This window comes from Streptomyces sp. 891-h, from assembly GCF_022760275.1.
GTDB classification, from domain to species: domain Bacteria; phylum Actinomycetota; class Actinomycetes; order Streptomycetales; family Streptomycetaceae; genus Streptomyces; species Streptomyces spirodelae.
Genome location: NZ_CP050693.1, coordinates 4856126 through 4873875, shown reverse-complemented (window position 1 = coordinate 4873875; position 17750 = coordinate 4856126). Strand labels below are relative to the sequence as shown.

Sequence of the window (17750 nt, the reverse complement as noted above, 5' to 3'; positions counted from 1 at the left end):
GGCCTCTAGGCTGACGGGGATGCAGCGCCCAAGTAGCCTCCCCGGACCCCGCTGGCTGCACGTCGGCGCGTGGCTCCTGGCCACCGGCGCCGCGACCACGCTCTCCTGGTTCGGGGTCCACACAGTGCTGAACGAGACCGCCGAAGCGCCGCCCCGGGCCCTGCCCGTCTCCGGCGGGAGCCCCGACCGGGTCACGCCCCGGGCCTCCTCCACCCACCGGCCCAGGCCGAGCCCCTCCCCCTCCCCCACCCCGAGTCCCTCGAAGACGGCCACGCGGACGCCGCAGCACACCGGCTCCGCCGACTCGCGCCCCGGCGCCGAGGAGCCGAGCCCGGACGGCCACCACACCGGGAACGTCAGGGGCGCGACCGTACGCGGCGGCCGGGCTGTCTTCGACCTGAGCGGCCGGGAGGGGGCCCTGGTCTCCGCGACCCCCGATCCGGGATGGGAGATGCGGATCTGGGAGACCCCTGGCCTGATCCGGGTGACGTTCACCAACGGCGCCGTCTCCTCGTCGGTCTTCTGCCGCTGGGACAACGGCCCGCCGCGGATCGAGACGTACGACGGGTAAGGGGTGCCCCTGGCGGGGCGCGGTCCCGCGCTAGTCGAACGTGCCCTCGGGCGGGGGCGGGGAAGCCGTTGCGGTGGCGTCCGTCACGGGGGCGGCGCCGGCCGTGAAGGCGTCCAGCTCGCGCCCCGCCTCGACCCGGCCCGGGTGCGGGTCGCCCGCCGTGCGCCGGGTCAGCTCGGCGACGGGCAGCTCCCCCTCGGCGGCCAGCAGCACGCCGTTGCCGAACCGGCGGCCGCGCAGCACCGCGGGGTCGGCGAGCACGCAGCGCTGCGGGAAGACGGCCCCGGCTGTGGCGATCTGGGCGCGCAGATGGCGCAGTGGCGCTCCGTCGGCGATGTTGGCCGCGTACCACCCGGCGGGCCGCAGCACCCGCCGCACCTCGTGCAGGAACTCGACGCTGGTGAGGTGTGCCGGGGTGCGGGCGCCGCTGAAGACGTCGGCGATGACGAGGTCGGCCCAGCCCTGCGGCAGCCGCTCGAGGCCGGCGCGCGCGTCACCGCCGCGTACCCGGATGCGCCAGCCGCGCTCCAGCGGGAGGTGCTCGCGCACCAGCCGGGTCAGCTCCTCGTCCACCTCGATCACCTGCTGGGTGGAGCGCGGCCGGGTGGCGGCGACGTACCGCGCCAGCGTCAGCGCACCGCCGCCCAGGTGCAGGACCCGCACCGGGTGGCCGGGCGGCGCGATCAGATCCACCAGGTGGCCGAGGCGGCGCTGGTACTCGAAGCCGAGGCGGGTGGGGTCGGCGAGGTCCACGTGGGACTGCGGGGCTCCGTCCAGCAGCAGTGACCAGGAGTGCGGCCGGTCGGGGTCCGGCACCAGCGAGGCGGTCCCGCCGCCGACCCGGGCCGTGACCGGATCCCTGTCACGGTTCCTGGCGCGGTTCCTGGCGCGGTTCCCGGCGCGCTCCGCGCCGCGGTCCCTGGCGCGCTCGCCGTCGCGCCCCTTGTCGCGCGGCTTGTCACGCCGTCTGTCGCCCCGTGCCATACGCCCATTGTCCGGCACCTGGCGCAGGTCACCCACACGGACGGTTTTCCGTCCCGCGCCGCGCGCCCCTCGGGGCAATTGCCCCACGTCCGGTAGGGTCCGGGGCTCTTGCCCGGAGTTCCGTGCATAAAATATGTGAAGTGCGGAATACTTGCTTTCGGCATTTGCTGCCATTGATTCTCTTTTCTGTCGCTCCCGAAGTGGGCGACCGGCTCTGTCGGCCGTGCGACTGAAGAAAGAGAGAAGGAATGAAAGTTCGGAATTCCCTGGCCGCGCTGGGAATGAGCGCGGTGCTCGCGCTCGGCGTGGGCGGCGCTGTGGCTCCCGCCGCCCAAGCGGCCACCCCCGGCACCCCGGTGACCGACGTGGCGGCGAACGCCGACTACAAGAGCAAGGATCTGAAGAACGGCCGTACGAAGACCGGAAAGGCAACGCCTGCGGGCAAGGCCGGGCAGGCACGGCCCCCGGCGCGCGCCTCGCTGCGCTGCTGGAGCCCCTATCTGCGGGGGCGGGTCTTCGCGATCTCCTGCTCGGGAACGGCGTTCCGGGTCTTCGTGGACTGCTCCAACCGCGTCCGCTACGTCACACCCGTGCTGTCCGGCAGCAAGCGCGTGACCCTGGTGTGCCCGTCGGGCACCAGGGCGCTGCGCGGCGGCGCGTTCGGCCGCTGAGCCGACCCGTGGGACCGGGGCTGCCGAGCGTTCTCCCGCACAGGGCGCTGGGCAGCCCTTCGGCATGCCGCACCGGCCCTCGATGCGGCCCCGGCTACACCCGGCTGGCGGCGGCGATGGTGCGGGCCGCCTCACCGAGGGCCGCGCGGAGCTCGGCGGGCTCGGTGGCGCGCGCGTAGGCACCCTCCGGCGGCACCAGCCACCCGGTGCCCGCCACCGGCGGCTCGCCCGAAGCGCCGCGTGCCCCTTGCCCGTTGGAGCCCGCGACCGTCTCGCACGTCTGCGTACAGGCGCTGCCGGGCAGATCCCAGCAGTCGGCCGTGCCGGGCGGGACCAGGAAGCCGAGGGTGTCACCCGCGCGGTCGTGCAGCACCGGGCCGACGCCGTCGCGGAGCCGGAGGATGTCCACGGCCTCGAGCCCGTGCCGGGCGGGCACGGTCACCAGGTCGCAGGGGCCGGGAACGCGCCCGGCCGGAGTGCTGTTGCCTACGCCAGTGTCCAACAACTCAGACCCCTCCTCGCGGTCGCTGTGCAACGTTCAACGGCTGTCCTTGTCAACGGCTACGGTGGCGAACCAGCGCATTGGATGGCGTTTCATGGCAGAAGCAGGGTGAGATATCCCGTTTGTAGCCAAACCCTGGGTGTCGGACCCGTCACAGCCGGTACGTTTCAGCCATGGCGTCGTCACCCTCAACGTCACCAGCACCGCAGCACCGCCCCAACACGGCTTTCCGGGCACTGAGGGGGCATCTCTCTCCGGGGGAGTTCGCGGCGAACGTGCGCCGTTCGGCTCGCGAGATCGGCGAACAGGTCTCGTGCGACGCGCGCTACATCGGCCGCGTCGAGTCCGGTGAGATCAGGTGCCCCAACTACGCCTACGAGCGGGTGTTTCTGCACATGTTTCCGGGCTACTCGCTCACGGACATGGGCTTCGCACCCCGGGAGTCCGTACGCGGTCGTGCGGCGCGCGCTCGCGGGGCGCGCAGCGATGGACAAGCGCCTCAGCAGTCCACCGCGCGCTGTGACGGCCCCGCACTGCCCCAACTGCCCCCGTTCACCGACCATCCCGACAGCCCCGGTCTCACCGCATTCCCCAACTGTCCCGAGTACGACGAGGAGAGCGACGTGCTACGTCGCGCTTTCATGACGGGCGGCCCGGCCGCCCTTGCCACCGCTTCGCTGGGCGGCGCCGCGCCCAGTGCCTGGGCCGCCCACCCGGCACCCCCGGCCGCCCCCGCCCACGCACACGTGGGAGACACCGAGGCCAGTGCCGTCGAGAACGCCGTACGCCGAATCCGGCTGCTCGACGACCGGCACGGCGGGGCCGGGCTCTACCAGCAGGCCACCGGCTCCCTGCGCGCCGCCTACGGCCTGCTGGACACCGGCGCCCACCGCCAGTCGGTGACGGACAGACTGCACTCGGGCGCGGGTGAACTCGCCATCTCCGTGGGCTGGCTGGCCCACGACTCGGGCCGCTACAGCGACGCCCGCTCCCACTACGCCGAAGCGCTGGCCACCGCGCGGGTGGCGCAGGACCCGGCCCTGGAGGCGCACGCCTTCTGCAACACCGCCTTCCTCGCCCGGGACGCGGGCCGCCCCCGCGAGGCCGTACGCGCCGCGCAGGCGGGCCAGCACGCCGCCAAACACCTGGGCTCCCCGCACCTGCTGTCGCTGCTCGCCCTGCGTGAGGCGGGCGGCTGGGCGGGGCTCGGTGACCGCGCGGGCTGCCGGCAGGCGCTGGCGCGGGCCCACCAGCTGTTCGCCAAAGGGCCGTGCGACGGCGACCCGGAGTGGATGAGCTTCTTCGGCGAGGCCGAGTTGGAAGGGCTGGAGGCCCAGTGCTGGTCGGCGCTGGGGTTGTGGGACCGCGCCGCCGAGCACGCGGAGCGGGCCGTTCGGCTGCAGAACCCGCACTTCACCCGGAACCGCGCCCTGTTCACCGCGGAACTCGCGGGTGACCTGGCGGCGCAGGGCAAGCCGGAGGAGGCGGCCTCGGCGGGGTCGCGTGCGCTCGACTTCCTGGGACCGGTCCAGTCGACGCGGATCAGCACCATGTTGGACGCGGCGGCGAAGCGGCTGCGCGGTTTCCGCAGGGTCCCGGGGGTCGCCGCCTTCCTCTCCCGGCACGCGGCAACGGCCTGACCCGGCAGTTCGCGTGCCCCGTAAGGGGCGCGGGGAACCGCGCGAGCAACCACAACGGCGCCGCAGTCCGCGACGGGCGGGCAGGGGCACCCCCTCCCCGCAAGGCAGGGACACCCCCTCCCCGCAAGGTCCGGTCAGTCCAAGTGGCCCGTGTCGTTCCAGCGTTCGACGGCCGGGTCCCCGTACGCCCAGCCGAGAATGGAGAGCGAGGCGGGGTCCAGGCGGAGACGGGCCGCGAAGGAGGGGTCGTAGCCGAGCCACCGCGCACCCAGCACCCGCAGAATGTGGCCGTGGGCGAAGACGAGCACGTCGCGGTCGGCCGACCGCGCCCACCGCACCACCTCGTCGGCGCGGGCGCCGACCTCGGCCAGGCTCTCGCCGCCTGTCACCCCGTCCCGCCAGATGACCCAGTCGTCCCCGGCGCGCTCCCGGATCGACTGCGTGGTGAGGCCCTCGTAGTCGCCGTAGTCCCACTCCATCAACGCGTCCCACTGTTGGGCGCCCTCGAAGCCCGCCAGTTCGCAGGTCTCGCCGGCACGGACGAGCGGACTGGTGCGCACCTCGGCGCCTGGCAGCCCGTTCCACGGCGCGCGGTGCAGCCGCTCGCCGAGCAGCTTCGCCGTCCGGCGGCCCTCGTCCAGCAGCGGTACATCGGTCCGGCCGGTGTGCTGTCCGGTCACCGACCACTCGGTCTGACCGTGCCGGACGAGAAGGATGCGCGCTGCCATAGGGACCTCTCGGACGTGCTCGAGGGTGCTCCGGTGTGTCCGGAACACACCGCTCCATCTTCGCGCAGGCCGTGACGGCGCGACCGGGCGGGGGCACGTTTCGGCAACGGGAGGCGCGTTGTCAGCGGAGGATGCGAGACTTCGGCGGGTACCGCACCCTCCCCCGAGGCCACAGCCGATGACTAGCTCCTCGCTACCGAAGCAGACCCCGCCGCAGGGCACCGCACCGGCCGCCGGGCCGGACGGCCGGCAGGCCACGCCGCAGCGGCTCGCCGAGCTGCGCGGCGGGCCCGATGTGCCGCAGCGCCCCCTCGACGCGCGGGCGCTCGCCGCGCTGGCCGCCAACCCCGGCTGCCGGCGCCGTGCGCTGCTGGACGGCGCGGGTGTCGACAAGGGCGCGGTGGCCGAGGCCCTGGGCTCGCCGGCGCCGTTCGGGCAGTCGCAGTTCGCGCTGGTGCGGGGCAACGCGTTCGAGGCGCGGGTGAAGGCGGACGGCGGCGAGGTGCTGCTCGCACTGCTGTGTGAGCACACCGGCACGACCCCGCCTGATCCGGCCGAGGTCGCCGTCCCCCAGCTGACCGCCGACGGCCCTGCCGGGCGCGCCTTCCGCACCCGGCAGGCGCTGGCAGAGGCGGCGGAGGGCGGATGGACCCTGCTGGACCATCCGCTGCTGTCGCTCCAGGTGGCCGGATCGACGGCGTATCTGGAGCCGGACGCGCTGGCCGTCCATCCGGACGGCACCGTGACCATCATCGAGATCAAGTCCTTCGCGATCCTGGACGGTTCCGCCGACCCGGTGAAGGTCGGCGCCGCAGCCCGGCAGGCGGCTGTCTACGCGCTCGCGCTGGAGGATGTGCGGACGGTGCGCGAGAGTGCGCTGCTGGTGTGTCCCAAGGACTTCTCCAACCTGCCCACCGCAGGGCTGCTGCCGCTGCGCAAACAGATCGCCGCGACCCGGCGCCAGCTGAGGCGGCTGACCCGGCTGGAGGAGATCGCCGCCGGGCTGCCCGAAGGCGTCCACTTCGCGCCGGACCAGGAGCCCGCCGCGCTGACGGCGGCCGTCGAGTCGGTGCCCGCCAGCTACGCGCCGGAGTGCCTGTCCACCTGCGAGCTGGCCTTCCACTGCCGCGACCGGGCCCGCGAGTCGGGCGATGTGGTGGCACTGGGCCGCTCGGTGCGCGGCGAGCTGGGCGGGCTGACGACGGTCTCGGACGTGCTCGCGGCGGCCTCCGGCGACCCGGAGAGCCCGGCCGCGCAGGACCCGGCCGCCACGGCACTGCGCAGGGCCGCCGCGCTGCGCGCCGAGGCCCTGGAGGCCGCACACGACGCACAGGCCGCCGCGGCAGCGCACGCCGCGGCGGCGGAACAGGCCACACCGGCAGCACAGGCCCCAGCAGCCACGTCTGCCGTTCCGTCGGCTCGCCCGGCGGGGACGGAGGCGCGCTGATGTCGCTGCTGAGTGCGCTGGCGCGGATGGAGGCTGCCGCCTGCGGGCGCGCGCGGCCGGTGGCGACCGTGCGCCACCGGCATCTCGCCGAACGCCCGCTGGTGCTGGTCCCGTTGACGACGGCCGGTGAGAACGGAGCGCCCCTGGGGGCGATGCTGGGCACCGACCGGTCGGCGCCCGAGATCTTCACCGTGCCGCAGCCCAGGGACCGCGACCTGCGGTTCGCCTTCCTGGGACGGCTGGCCGAGGCGATGCTGCCGCATCTGGAGTCCTGCCAGGACGAGGTGGAGCTGGTCGAGCGCAAGGAGACCGACCCGGAGACCGGCAAGCGCGTCACCGTCGAGGCGGAGCTGTGCGCCGAAGCGCCGCAGGTGCTGGTGCCCACCGGACCCGGCGTGGATTTCGTACGGCTGCTGGGGCGCTCGATGCGGTTCCGGCGCACCGCCGAGGAGGACCCGGGGGCCGAGCACCCGGTGCCGCCGCGGGTGCCGCTGCTGGGCCGCTGGCTGACCCACTACGGCGAGCGCGCCCGGGTGCCGGGCTCCTCGCTGCTGCTGTCGATGACGGGGCTGCTGTCGCGGCACTGGGCCACGGGCCAGAGCCGGCTGGAGGACCAGCATCTGGGAGCGCTGCTGGCGTGGCTCGCGCCGCCGGACGGACTCGACGGGGCGCAGGCGGCGCTCCGGGCCGAGCTGGGCCGGGACGCGGACGGGCAGCTGCTGGTGCCCCCGGCGGGCCCGGCGACCGACCCGGCGTTCGACAACGACCTGCTGGCCCCGGCCATCGCGCGGTACGACAAGGGGGTGCCGGGCGCGGCGCGGGAGGTGCACGAGCTGGTGGCCGCGCAGCTGCGCCCCACCTGGGAGGCGATGTGGCAGGGCGTCGAGCTGCTGCGGGCCCTGCCCGAGGCGGCGCACGTGCCCGACAGATGGCGGCGCGACCGCCAGTCCTACACCCACCACCGGGACCGGCTGCGGGCCGGCGAGCCGCCGCAGCCACGCCGGGACGACGCGGTGACCGCCGCGCGCAAACTGGCCATGCGCGAGCAGCGGCAGGCGGAGCTGGACGCGCAGGAGGCGCTGGACGACCCGCTGGTGATGGCCGTACGGCGGCTGGCGGGCGAGGCGTTCCTGGCGGAGGTGCTGGAGGTGGAGATGGCGTACTCGGAGGGCAAGCGGCCCTCGCCCCGCCCGCTGGTGACGGTGCACACCCAGGACACCCCGCTGCTCTCGGACGGCGACAAGCTGCACCGGCAGCTGCCGACCGGCACCCAGCAGCGGGCCGAGCTGGCGGAGATGGCAGGCCCCGGGGAGTATGTGCTGCGGCTGGTCAGCGGGATGGGCCGGGCCAAGGAACCGGCGGAGGGGACGGTGCCGCGGAAGGGCGACCTGGTGTCCTGGACGCTGTTCGAACACGCGCCGCGCGGTGGCCCTGGGCTGCCGGAGCCGGAGGAGACGCCCTGGACACACGGCGGTCCGCCGGGCGAGCCGAGCGCCGAGCTGCCCGACCCGGTGACCGCGGAGGACGTGCTGTGACGGCGGGTGTGGAGTCGCCGGAGCGGCCGCCGTCCAGCGGCCCGACCCCCGCGTCGGCGGCTGCCGCGGCCACCGAGGCGATCCTGGCCGACACGCTGGGCGGCGCGCACCGGGGTGTGGTGGTGGACTCGCCGCCCGGCGCCGGAAAGTCCACGCTCGTGGTGCGCGCGGCGCGCGAGCTGGCCGCAGCCGGGCATCCGCTGATGGTCATCGCGCAGACGAACGCGCAGGTGGACGACCTGGTGAACCGGCTGGCGACGGCCGATCCCGAGCTGCCGGTCGGGCGGCTGCACAGCAGCGAGCCCCATCCGTACGACCCGGTGCTGGACGGGCACCCCTCGGTGCGGACGTCCGCCAAGCCCGCCGAGCTGGCCGGGCTGGACATCGTGGTCTCCACGGCGGCCAAGTGGGCGTGGGTGCGCCCGGACGAGCCCTGGCGGCACGCGATCGTGGACGAGGCGTACCAGATGCGCTCGGACGCGCTGCTGGCCGTGGCGGGGCTGTTCGAGCGGGCGCTGTTCGTGGGCGACCCCGGCCAGCTCGACCCGTTCAGCCAGGTCGGTGTGGAGCAGTGGGCGGGCCAGGCGCACGACCCCTCGGCCAGCGCGGTCGGCACGCTGCTGGCGCACAACCCGGGGCTGCCGCAGCACCGGCTGCCGGTCTCCTGGCGGCTGCCCGCCTCGGCGGCCGAGCTCGTCTCGGACGCGTTCTATCCGTACACGCCGTTCCGCAGCGGCACCGGCCCCGGCGAGCGCCGGCTGGCCTTCTCGGCCCCGGCCGACGGTTCGCCTCTCGACGCGGTGCTGGACGAGGCCGCCGGGGCGGGCTGGGGGCTGCTGGAGCTGCCGGCGGCCCGTACGCCCCGTACGGACCCGGAGGCGGTACGGGCGATCGCGCGGCTGGTGCACCGGATGCTGGAGCGGCGGGGCCGCACGCACAGCGAACGGGACAGCGGCGGCGACGGCCGAGGGGCGCCGCTGTCCGCCGACCGGATCGCCGTGGGCACGGCGCACCGCGACCAGGCGGCGGCGGTGCGGGAGGCACTGGCCGAGGTGAGCGGGCCGCAGGGCCCCGCGGCGCAGGTCACCGTCGACACCGCCAACCGGCTCCAGGGCCGGGAGTTCGATGTGACGGTGGTGCTGCACCCGCTGTCCGGGCGGCCGGACGCGACCGAGTTCCATCTGGAGACCGGCCGGCTGTGTGTGCTGGCGTCCCGGCACCGGCACGCGTGTCTGGTGGTGTGCCGGGAGGGGGTCGCCGAACTGCTGGACGACCATCCGGCGACCGAGCCGGTGCGGCTCGGTGCTGTTTCACCCGCGCCGGACGGCTGGGAGGCCCACCAGGCGGTGCTGGCCCGGCTGGCACGGCACCGGGTGCGGCTGGAGTGAGCCGCCGGGCCGCGGAGCTGCCGGGCCGTCGAGCCGTGGGGCGGTGGGCGAGCTCGCGGCCCGTGCGGGTGTGGGGGTGCGGAGCGCACAATGGGGGGCGGCCCACGACCTTGGAGGTATGTACACATGGCTGAGCCGCACTCGGCTCCGGACCCTTCGCGCTCCTCAGCCCAGGGGAGCGGTGCCGGTGGCCCGCACTACCGCCGCCCCGCGCCGCTGCTGTTCGAGCCGACCGAGGCGGCCCCCGACGACGAGCACTTCTTCGGTCTGGAGTCGCTCACCGACCCCAAGGAGCTGCTGGACCGCGCCACGGAGCTGGTGCACGCCTTCCGGGCCGCAGCCGACCGGGCGCAGGAGTATCAGGCGGCGGCCGCCGCGCAGCTCGCCGACCCCAAGAGCTTCGACAAGCTGCCGGACGACGCGATCGCCGACCGCGGCGGCTGGACCGAGGAGTACGCACGCAAGATGATCGAGTTCGGCCGGGATCTGCTCAAGGACCGGGTGCCGGGCACCCAGCCACCGCCTCAGCACTGAGAGTGCAGGTCGCAGGGGTGGCGTCCGGAATATCGATTTTCGCTTCACCGGATCGTGGTGTTAAGGTCTAGGACGTCAGCAGGCGCCGCTAGCTCAGTTGGTTAGAGCAGCTGACTCTTAATCAGCGGGTCCGGGGTTCGAGTCCCTGGCGGCGCACAGACAGTCGGAGGCCCCTCGCGAAAGCGGGGGGCCTCCGGTGTTTCCGGGGCGCTAGGGGGTGAGCGGCACCGCGGCACCGAGGGCGCCCACCGTGGCGGGGGCGCCGAGGTGGTGGACGCGGGCCGGCGGCAGGTTGGACAGGATCAGCCGCTCCTCCAGCAGCCAGGGCTCGATGGCGGCGCGCACGGCGCGGCGCGCGGCGGTTCTGCGCGAGTCGGCGCCCTTGAGGGCCCGTCCGCCCGCGTAGCTGAAGAAGGAGAGGGTGCCGCCGGGCCGCAGCGCGGCCAGCATCCGCGAGAAGACGGCCGTCACCGCCTCCGGCGGGAAGTTCGCGAACGGGAGGCCGCACACGATCGTGTCGTACTCCCCCAGTTCCCGCTCCTCGACCTTTCCGTGCCACAGCCGGGTGCGGTCGGCGACCGGGGCCAGGGCCGGGTCGGTGCGCAGGGCTCTGCCGAGCCGGGTGACGAAACCGGGGCTGGACTCGACCAGATCGAGGCCGTCGCGCGGCCCCAGGCGGCGGACCAGGTGCCGGGTGACGGCCCCGGTCCCCGGCCCGACCTCCAGGACCGTACGGGGCTGGTCCGGGCCGCCGGGGCGCACGTGGTGGGTCAGGGCGCGGGAGAGGGCGGAGCCGCTGGGGGCTATGGCTCCCGTGGTGCGGGCGGCGGTGAGGAATGCGCGGACGAAGACGAGGGTGTCGCGTGTCATTGGCGAGGCTCCGTACCCAGCGCGGCGGAACGCAAACCGCCGACGGCTGGGGCGTATGAGGCTGAGGGGGCGAGTGGTGCGGCGGCCGTGGCGCGGACATACGTCCTCCCGAGAAAGTAGATAGTAGATAGCGCCACTACCGATAGTTGGACTATCTATCATGATTGAGGGAGGGTGCAAGTGCCGTCCTGCAGAGCGGAGAAGGGAAACGGATGCGCATCGCGGAGCTGAGCCGACTCAGCGGAGTGCCCGCGCCGACGATCAAGTACTACGTACGCGAGTCACTGCTGGCGCCCGGCGAGCGCACCAGCCGCAACCAGGCGCAGTACGACGAGCGGCACGTGACCAGGCTCCGGCTCATCCGCGCCCTGCTGGAGGTGGGCGGCCTCTCGGTCGCCGCCGTACGCGATGTCATCGCCGCGCTGGACAGCCCGGAGACCGGCACCCACAAGGTGCTGGGCGCGGCCCAGCAGACCGTCACCGCCACCGGGGTCGCCGGCCACCACGACGAGCCGGGCCACCAGGAAGCGGTCGCCGAGATCCGGGCGCTGGTCGAGCGGCAGGGCTGGGAGGTCTCCGAACACAGCCCGGCGCTGACGGCCGCGGCCGAGGTGCTGAGCGCCCTGCGGCGGCTGGGCCAGGACGACTTCGCCGACCAGCTCGACGCCTATGCGCGCGCGGCGGACGCCGTGGCCGCCGTCGATCTGGAGATCGTCCGCAAGCGGCCGGATGCCGACTCCATGGCCGAGGCGGTGATCCTCGGCAACATCCTGGGCGACGCCCTGCTGGCCGCCCTGCGCCGCCTGGCCCAGATCCACCGCTCCGGAGAGCTCTTCGATTAGGAGCGTGGCGCCCCGAAGGGGCGCGGGGAACGGCGCGAGCCCACCACAGCAGCGCCGCAGCCCCCGACGCACGACCAGGGGCACCCCCTCACGGCATCCCGCCCTCACGGCATCCCGCCCTCACGGCCTCATTCCCTCGTGAGCCGTACCTCCCAGTCGCCCTCCGCCGTGCGGCCGGTGACCTGGACGCGGAGCGCGTCGCGGGGGTCGGACCAGCTCTCGCCGACACCGAGCGGCGCGTCGGCGAGCCGGCTGTGCACGGAGGTCTCCCGGCAGCGGGAGGTGCCCGGGTGCCCGTCGATCACCTCAACCGGGCCGTGGGTGGAGGGGGTGTCGCTGTGGACGCGGTAGATCAGCAGTCCCTGGGCGCACGAACCCCGGTCGTTGCCGGTGCGCTCGCGGACCTCCATGGCCAGCGCCTGCTGCGCGCCGGTGCGCAGGACCAGGAGCCGGACGCCGTCGGGCCCCGCGGCGGCGGGTGCCGCCGCGGAGCGCCGCACCACCTGGTGGAGCGGTGCCCGGCGCGCGGGCGCCGTCAGCGGCCGCAGGGTGTACTCGGCGTGTGGCGGCCCGCCCCGGGCGGCGCGGGCCTCGGGGCCCGCCGCGTCCCCGGTCAGCGGGAGGCAGGCCACATTGGACCGCGCCAGCCAGCCCAGCTTCCACTTGTGCCAGCCGAAGGGCTCGGGTGACAGACCGAACTGGCTGCCCATCAGGTCCCAGTCGCCGACCCTGGTGTCCCAGTCGGCCTTGCCGTCCGAGGGGCGCTGGTAGAGGTCGGGCAGGTCGAAGAGGTGTCCGGTCTCGTGGGCGAGGACGTTGCGGTCCGGTGGACTCTGTTCGAACACGGTGACCAGACGGTGGAGTTCGGTCCCGTCCGCGGTGAGCGGCTCGTCGAGGTTGACGACTTTTGTGGCGTCGGGGTCCACACCGGGCGCGTCCGGGTCCGCGACGAGGTATACGACGTCGTAGCGGCTGAAGTCCACATGCGGGTCGGCGGCGGTCACGGCGTCCGCGAGGTAGGAATCGCGCAGGTCGGAGTCCCAGTCGCGCTCCATGCCGTAGTCCGTGGCGGGCCGGGGAAGTTCGATCCAGCGGTCCACAGGTCGCGGCCGCAACCGGAACTTTCCGTAACTCGCCCGCTCGAAAAAGTCGGATGTGGCAGGGAAATGGTCGTTCACAAGCTCCCGAGGGGTGGCCATGGGGGTCGCATCGGGGAAAGAGAGAAAGAGAAGGGCGGCATCGAGCGTCCCCTCGGGGCGCGGATAGGAGGCGTTCCAGGTGTCCAAACCCAGCGAGTGGTGCGCGTCGGTGCGAGGCAGAGCGCACGACATGTCCGCCGCAACGGAATGCACGGGACCGGCCACGAGCCCGAAGCCCATGAAGGCGGTCAGCGCCATCACGACGGCCCCCACCCGGTGCCGGACACCGGGCCCAAGGCAGTTCGCGCCGCGCCCGGGGCGACGCGGGGGAGGGTTTTCAACTCCCCCGTGTTCCGACACACGCACCACGCGAAGACCTCACCGGAAGAGGAGGGGCGGACCCTCTCCAGACTCACCCCGTATGTCCGGCTTTGCCCTGTTTCAGTAGACCGGATGAGTCAACCGCAATATGACTACTCCCAGTAACAGCCGGTCGTTAGCGGTCACGGCGCTCTCAGCCCTGGAGCAGAAACGGTCACCCTCGCGCGCGAGCCCGTCCACCGGCCGCCCGAACGACCGGAAGCCCCAGCGGAGACACTGGCTCCGCTCTTGCGCCAACCTCTATGATCGGCACATTTCCAGCGCGGATCCTCCCCTGGGCGGCCCACGGCAGCCGGCCGACCGATCCGCACGAGACGAGCCCCCCGCGGAGCGATCGGTGAACGGACCCCTCGAAGGACCGGGCAAAGACTCCGGCGAAGCCCTCGTAACCCAACCCCAAACCATCACGGAAAGTAGCCACAAGCGCTGGCGACGGCGCGCGCACCACGGGCACAGCGAGAGCGACTTCCGGGCCGCCTTCCACGCGGCACAGCTGCCGATGGCCATCGTCGACCCCAACGGCCGGGTGCTGACGGCCAACCGCGCGCTGGGCGCGCTGCTCGGCGCCGAGGCGCACCGGCTGACCGGCCGGCCCATCGCCGAACTGGCAGGGCTGGGCCTGGACGGGCGGGTACGCAGCGCCTACCACGAGGCGCTGCAGGGCCGCACCGACCGGATGTCCTGTACGCGCAGGCTCAAACACGCGGACGGCCACACCCTGTGGGCCGAGATCACCGTGACCCCCACCTCGCGCGGCGGCGAGGCCCTGCTGTCCATCGCGGACATCAGCGAGCGCCGCGACCTCCAGGAGCGGCTGCGCCACCTCCAGATGCACGACCCGGTCACCAGGCTGCCCAACCGGACCCTGTTCTTCGAACGGCTGGCCGGCGCGCTGGCCGAATCGGCGACCGGCAGGACCGGGCTGTGCTACATCGACCTGGACGGCTTCAAGGCCGTCAACGACACCCTCGGACACCGCATCGGCGACAGCCTGCTGGACGCGGTGGCCCAGCGGCTGACCCAGTGCGCCGAGGCCGGCGGCGAGGAGTGCGGCGGCCATCTGGTCGCCCGGCTCGGCGGCGACGAGTTCGCACTGCTGGTCGAGTCCTCCACCGGGACCGAGCAGCTCACCCAGCTCGCCCAGTCCGTGCTCGCCGCGCTCCAGCGCCCGTTCGACCTGGCAGGACAGCGGCTGGCGGTCTCCGCCAGCATCGGCGTCGTCGAGCGCGAGACGGCGGGCACCACACCCACCGAGCTGATGCAGGCGGCCGACACCACGCTCTACTGGGCCAAGGCCGACGGCAAGGCACGCTGGACCCTCTTCGACCCCGAGCGCAACGCGCACCGGATGACCCGGCAGGCCCTCTCCTCCACCCTGCGCAGGGCCGTGGAGCGTGGCGAGTTCGTGCTGGAGTACCAGCCGATCGTGGGCTTCGCCGACGACATGCTGCGCGGCGTCGAGGCGCTGGTGCGCTGGCGGCACCCGCAGTTCGGCACGCTGGGGCCCGACCGGTTCATCGGCCTCGCGGAGGAGAACGGCGCCATCGTGCCGCTGGGCCGCTGGGTGCTGGAGGAGTCCTGCCGCCAGGCCCGGCGCTGGATGCGGCAGCACCCGGGGCCGCCGCTGTATGTGAGCGTCAATGTCGCGGTACGCCAGGTGTGGGACTCCGACCTGGTGCGGGACGTGGCCGACATCCTGGAGGAGACCGGCCTGCCCGCCGGGCTGCTCCAGCTGGAGCTGACCGAGTCGGCGGTGATGGGCTCGGCCGGGCGGCCCCTCCAGGCGCTCCAGGCGCTGTCGGAGATGGGCGTACGGATCGCCATCGACGACTTCGGTACCGGCTACTCCAACCTCGCCTACCTCAGCCGCCTCCCGGTGCGCGCGCTCAAGCTCGACGGCACCTTCGTCCGCGGCTTCCGTACGGCCCGGCACCACAACCCCGCGGACGAGACGATCGTGACGGCCCTGGTCCAGCTCGCCCACAAGCTGGGCCTGACCGTCACAGCCGAGTGCGTGGAGGGCCCGGCCCAGGCCGAACGGTTGCGCAGGATCGGCTGCGACACCGGCCAGGGCTGGCACTACGCCAAACCCATGGAGGCCGACCGCATCGCCGAGCTGCTGGTGTGGTCCCCGCCGGCGGCGGGGAGCGCCTGACCTGCCGGGCGTCGTCCACGACGGCCCCGGCAGCGGCCCTCACAAGCCGTAGGCGTCGGCTATCAGCTCCAGGGAGCGCACCCGGACCTCGGGCGTATGGGCGTTGGCGGTCAGCATCAGCTCGTCGGCGCCGGTGCGTTTGACGAGCGCGTCCAGGCCCTCGCGTACGGCGTCGGGGGTGCCGTAGGTGACATTGCCGAGCCAGCTGTCGACGAAGTCGCGCTCCACGGGGCTGAAGGGGTACGCCTCGGCCTCCTGCGGGGTGGGGATCAGCCCCGGCCGGCCGGTGCGCAGCCGCACCATGGACAGGGCCCCCGTCAGCACCTGGCGGTGGGCCTCCTTCTCGTCCTCGGCGGCCAGCGCTGCGGCGCCGATGAGCGCGTACGGCTCGTCCAGCACCGCGGACGGCCGGAACGTCTCGCGGTAGAGGTCGAGGGCCGGAAGCGTGTTGGCGGCCGAGAAGTGGTGCGCGAAGGCGAACGGGAGGCCCAGCTGCCCGGCGAGCTGGGCGCTGAACCCGGAGGAGCCCAGCAGCCACACCGGCGGCCGGTGCGCGGCGGCCTTCGCCGCTGAACCGCGTGCCTGAACAGGCCCGGGAACGGCGTGGATACGGGCATAGCGGTGGCCGTCGGGGAAGTCGTCGTCCAGGAACCTGACCAGCTCGGCGAGCTGCTGCGGAAAGTCCTCGGCGCCCTCGCGCAGCCTCTCGGTGCGGCGCAGCGCGGCCGCCGTCGCCCCGTCGGTGCCCGGAGCGCGGCCCAGGCCCAGGTCGATCCGGCCCGGCGCCAGCGCCTCCAGCGTGCCGAACTGCTCGGCGATGACCAGCGGCGCGTGGTTGGGCAGCATGACCCCGCCGGAGCCGAGCCGGATACGGCCGGTGTGCGCGGCGAGGTGGGCGAGGATCACCGCGGGCGAGGAGCTGGCGACGCCCGGCATGGAGTGGTGCTCGGCCACCCAGTAGCGGGTGAAGCCGCGGCTGTCGGCCAGCGCGGCCATCCGGGTCGAGGCCGCCAGCGCGTCCCCTGCGGTGTATCCCTCGCCCACGTTCACCAGATCGAGGACGGAGAGCGGCACGGGGGCCGTGCCCCGCGCCGTGCCCCGGATGGTCCCGGTCGTCGGCTGCCCGCTGTGCCGCGCGCCCGTTACCTGTGTTTCGGCGCCCTGTGCGTCCTCGTCCGGCTGGCTCACGATCACTTCGCCCTTCTCCCGCGTTCCGGTGCGCGGCCCCGGCCCCCGGAGTGCGGGGCGGGGCCACGAGCCGGTTCAACGCGTCAGGGGCCCGCTCTCTTCCCGACGGCCGCCGTTGCCTGTGCGGCGGTGCTGATGAGGGGCTGCCCCCTGGCGGTCCGTTGCAGTCTGCGGGTGCGCGGTGGCTTCGGGGGCGCCTCCCGGCCGGAGTCCCCCAGCCTTCGGCCGGGAGGCGCCCCCAGGGGAGCAGTTCCCCGCGCCCCTGACATGGCTGCTCCGCAAGACCCGCCGGGCGCCCCCTGGCCGCACCCGTCAGGAGAAGAGCTTGCCCAGGGCTGGGCAGTGGACCTTCAGGTCCAGGAGGCGGAGGCCCTCCTTGGCGGTGACCTGGTTGGCGGTCAGCACGGGCTTGCCCAGCTCCGCCTCGAGGGCCGGAATGTACGCGGCGGTGTGCAGCGCGGTGTCCGGCAGCAGCACCGCCTGCGCGTCGGGGTGGTCACCGCCGCGAGCCAGTGCCAGCACCTCCTCCTCGCCCCAGGTGCCCACCTCGGCCGCGGTGATGATGCCACTGCCGCGCATGGCGACCACCTCGGCGCCCGCCGCCTTGAGGAAGCCGGTGAACAGCTCGGCGACGTCCTCCGGGTAGGTCGCGGCGATGCTGACGCGTTCGACACCGAGGTCGCGCACGGCGTGGGCGAAGGCGAAGGACGTGCTGGAGGCGGGCAGCCCGGCCGTCTCCCCCAGCTCGCGCACCTGCTCATGCGCGCCGTCCCAGCCGAAGACGAAGCTGGCGCTGGTGCAGGCCCAGACCACGGCCTGGATGCCATGGCCCTTGACCTCCTCCACCTTGGCGGCGAGCCGCGCGGCCGAGCCCATCTCCAGCAGCGCGTCCACCCGGTGGGCGTCCTCGCCGATGTCGGTGTGCACGAGCGGCAGCCGTACCTCGGCGCCTGCCTCGGCGAGGATTCGCTCCAGCCTCGGGTAGTCGTCCTCGGCCGAGTAGCCGGGGTAGAGGAATCCGACCGCCGGTGCCGATGCCGCCTGTGCCATCTACGCCTCCTGTGCGTGCTCAGAGCTGGGTGGTGGGGGTGTGTGTGCCGGGTGGGTGGGAGAGGAGCGGGCACGCGCGCACCTGGCGTACGCGCGTACCTGGGCCGCCGTACTGCCGGTGGCAG

General features: G+C 73.8%; 16 protein-coding genes and 1 tRNA gene. 10 read left to right on the top strand and 7 right to left on the bottom strand.

Features of this window, described 5'->3' with window-relative positions; genetic code table 11:
- Positions 1-19: 19 nt before the first annotated feature.
- Positions 20-571, top strand: coding sequence for a hypothetical protein (locus tag HC362_RS21385; protein WP_243085614.1), 552 nt, complete (start codon positions 20-22; stop codon positions 569-571).
- Positions 572-601: 30 nt separating this feature from the next.
- Here HC362_RS21385 and HC362_RS21380 read toward each other — a convergent pair whose 3' ends face one another.
- On the bottom strand, positions 602-1555 hold the full coding sequence (locus HC362_RS21380) for a fused MFS/spermidine synthase (protein ID WP_243085613.1): 954 nt from the start codon (positions 1553-1555) through the stop codon (positions 602-604).
- 248 nt (positions 1556-1803) lie between these two features.
- Between HC362_RS21380 and HC362_RS21375 the strand changes: the two genes are divergently transcribed.
- Positions 1804-2226, top strand: a complete 423-nt coding sequence (locus HC362_RS21375; RefSeq protein ID WP_243085612.1) for a hypothetical protein — start codon at positions 1804-1806, stop codon at positions 2224-2226.
- Between the two features lie 94 nt (positions 2227-2320).
- Here HC362_RS21375 and HC362_RS21370 read toward each other — a convergent pair whose 3' ends face one another.
- Entirely contained in the window at positions 2321-2731 is a 411-nt protein-coding gene (locus HC362_RS21370) for a hypothetical protein (protein WP_243085611.1), read from the bottom strand.
- 170 nt (positions 2732-2901) lie between these two features.
- On the opposite strand from HC362_RS21370, the gene HC362_RS21365 reads away from it, so the two are divergent.
- A complete protein-coding gene (locus tag HC362_RS21365; RefSeq protein WP_243085610.1) occupies positions 2902-4368 on the top strand; it encodes a tetratricopeptide repeat protein in 1467 nt (488 codons plus the stop codon).
- 134 nt (positions 4369-4502) lie between these two features.
- Here the strand turns inward: HC362_RS21365 and HC362_RS21360 are convergent, their stop codons facing one another.
- On the bottom strand, positions 4503-5096 hold the full coding sequence (locus tag HC362_RS21360) for a histidine phosphatase family protein (RefSeq protein ID WP_243085609.1): 594 nt from the start codon (positions 5094-5096) through the stop codon (positions 4503-4505).
- A gap of 178 nt (positions 5097-5274) precedes the next feature.
- Here HC362_RS21360 and HC362_RS21355 point away from each other — a divergent pair, with 178 nt between their 5' ends.
- From HC362_RS21355 to HC362_RS21335, 5 genes are all read left to right on the top strand, one after another.
- Positions 5275-6543, top strand: a complete 1269-nt coding sequence (locus HC362_RS21355; RefSeq protein ID WP_243085608.1) for a hypothetical protein — start codon at positions 5275-5277, stop codon at positions 6541-6543.
- Positions 6543-8078 (top strand): hypothetical protein, encoded by a 1536-nt coding sequence (locus tag HC362_RS21350; RefSeq protein ID WP_243085607.1) that lies wholly within the window; start codon positions 6543-6545, stop codon positions 8076-8078. The genes HC362_RS21355 and HC362_RS21350 overlap by 1 nt, the downstream gene beginning before the upstream one ends.
- A gap of 8 nt (positions 8079-8086) precedes the next feature.
- Positions 8087-9466 (top strand): AAA family ATPase, encoded by a 1380-nt coding sequence (locus tag HC362_RS21345; RefSeq protein WP_243088748.1) that lies wholly within the window; start codon positions 8087-8089, stop codon positions 9464-9466.
- Between the two features lie 126 nt (positions 9467-9592).
- On the top strand, positions 9593-10000 hold the full coding sequence (locus HC362_RS21340; RefSeq protein WP_243085606.1) for a hypothetical protein: 408 nt from the start codon (positions 9593-9595) through the stop codon (positions 9998-10000).
- An 82-nt stretch (positions 10001-10082) separates the two neighbouring features.
- Positions 10083-10156 (top strand) — tRNA-Lys (locus HC362_RS21335).
- Positions 10157-10210: 54 nt separating this feature from the next.
- Here the strand turns inward: HC362_RS21335 and HC362_RS21330 are convergent.
- Entirely contained in the window at positions 10211-10870 is a 660-nt protein-coding gene (locus HC362_RS21330; protein WP_279240129.1) for a methyltransferase domain-containing protein, read from the bottom strand.
- A 212-nt stretch (positions 10871-11082) separates the two neighbouring features.
- On the opposite strand from HC362_RS21330, the gene HC362_RS21325 reads away from it, so the two are divergent.
- Positions 11083-11712 (top strand): MerR family transcriptional regulator, encoded by a 630-nt coding sequence (locus HC362_RS21325; protein WP_243085605.1) that lies wholly within the window; start codon positions 11083-11085, stop codon positions 11710-11712.
- A gap of 128 nt (positions 11713-11840) precedes the next feature.
- Here HC362_RS21325 and HC362_RS21320 read toward each other — a convergent pair whose 3' ends face one another.
- Positions 11841-13109 carry a M6 family metalloprotease domain-containing protein gene (locus HC362_RS21320; RefSeq protein ID WP_243088746.1) on the bottom strand — a complete coding sequence of 423 codons (1269 nt, stop codon included), beginning with the start codon at positions 13107-13109 and terminating at the stop codon, positions 11841-11843.
- A gap of 622 nt (positions 13110-13731) precedes the next feature.
- On the opposite strand from HC362_RS21320, the gene HC362_RS21315 reads away from it, so the two are divergent.
- Positions 13732-15387: an EAL domain-containing protein gene (locus HC362_RS21315; protein WP_243088745.1), complete on the top strand. Its 1656-nt coding sequence runs from the start codon at positions 13732-13734 to the stop codon at positions 15385-15387.
- Positions 15388-15426: 39 nt separating this feature from the next.
- Here HC362_RS21315 and HC362_RS21310 read toward each other — a convergent pair whose 3' ends face one another.
- Positions 15427-16491: an LLM class flavin-dependent oxidoreductase gene (locus HC362_RS21310; RefSeq protein ID WP_243088744.1), complete on the bottom strand. Its 1065-nt coding sequence runs from the start codon at positions 16489-16491 to the stop codon at positions 15427-15429.
- A 396-nt stretch (positions 16492-16887) separates the two neighbouring features.
- Positions 16888-17625 carry a decarboxylase gene (locus HC362_RS21305; RefSeq protein ID WP_243085604.1) on the bottom strand — a complete coding sequence of 246 codons (738 nt, stop codon included), beginning with the start codon at positions 17623-17625 and terminating at the stop codon, positions 16888-16890.
- Positions 17626-17750: the final 125 nt, after the last annotated feature.

What these genes read in the sequence shown, in the direction of transcription:
- HC362_RS21385 (WP_243085614.1), top strand. Translation starts at nt 20, where the DNA reads ATGCAGCGCCCAAGTAGCCTCCCCGGACCCCGCTGGCTGCACGTCGGC.
- HC362_RS21380 (WP_243085613.1), bottom strand. Translation starts at nt 1,555, where the DNA reads ATGGCACGGGGCGACAGACGGCGTGACAAGCCGCGCGACAAGGGGCGC.
- HC362_RS21375 (WP_243085612.1), top strand. Translation starts at nt 1,804, where the DNA reads ATGAAAGTTCGGAATTCCCTGGCCGCGCTGGGAATGAGCGCGGTGCTC.
- HC362_RS21365 (WP_243085610.1), top strand. Translation starts at nt 2,902, where the DNA reads ATGGCGTCGTCACCCTCAACGTCACCAGCACCGCAGCACCGCCCCAAC.
- HC362_RS21360 (WP_243085609.1), bottom strand. Translation starts at nt 5,096, where the DNA reads ATGGCAGCGCGCATCCTTCTCGTCCGGCACGGTCAGACCGAGTGGTCG.
- HC362_RS21355 (WP_243085608.1), top strand. Translation starts at nt 5,275, where the DNA reads ATGACTAGCTCCTCGCTACCGAAGCAGACCCCGCCGCAGGGCACCGCA.
- HC362_RS21350 (WP_243085607.1), top strand. Translation starts at nt 6,543, where the DNA reads ATGTCGCTGCTGAGTGCGCTGGCGCGGATGGAGGCTGCCGCCTGCGGG.
- HC362_RS21340 (WP_243085606.1), top strand. Translation starts at nt 9,593, where the DNA reads ATGGCTGAGCCGCACTCGGCTCCGGACCCTTCGCGCTCCTCAGCCCAG.
- HC362_RS21330 (WP_279240129.1), bottom strand. Translation starts at nt 10,870, where the DNA reads ATGACACGCGACACCCTCGTCTTCGTCCGCGCATTCCTCACCGCCGCC.
- HC362_RS21325 (WP_243085605.1), top strand. Translation starts at nt 11,083, where the DNA reads ATGCGCATCGCGGAGCTGAGCCGACTCAGCGGAGTGCCCGCGCCGACG.
- HC362_RS21320 (WP_243088746.1), bottom strand. Translation starts at nt 13,109, where the DNA reads ATGGCGCTGACCGCCTTCATGGGCTTCGGGCTCGTGGCCGGTCCCGTG.
- HC362_RS21315 (WP_243088745.1), top strand. Translation starts at nt 13,732, where the DNA reads ATGGCCATCGTCGACCCCAACGGCCGGGTGCTGACGGCCAACCGCGCG.
- HC362_RS21305 (WP_243085604.1), bottom strand. Translation starts at nt 17,625, where the DNA reads ATGGCACAGGCGGCATCGGCACCGGCGGTCGGATTCCTCTACCCCGGC.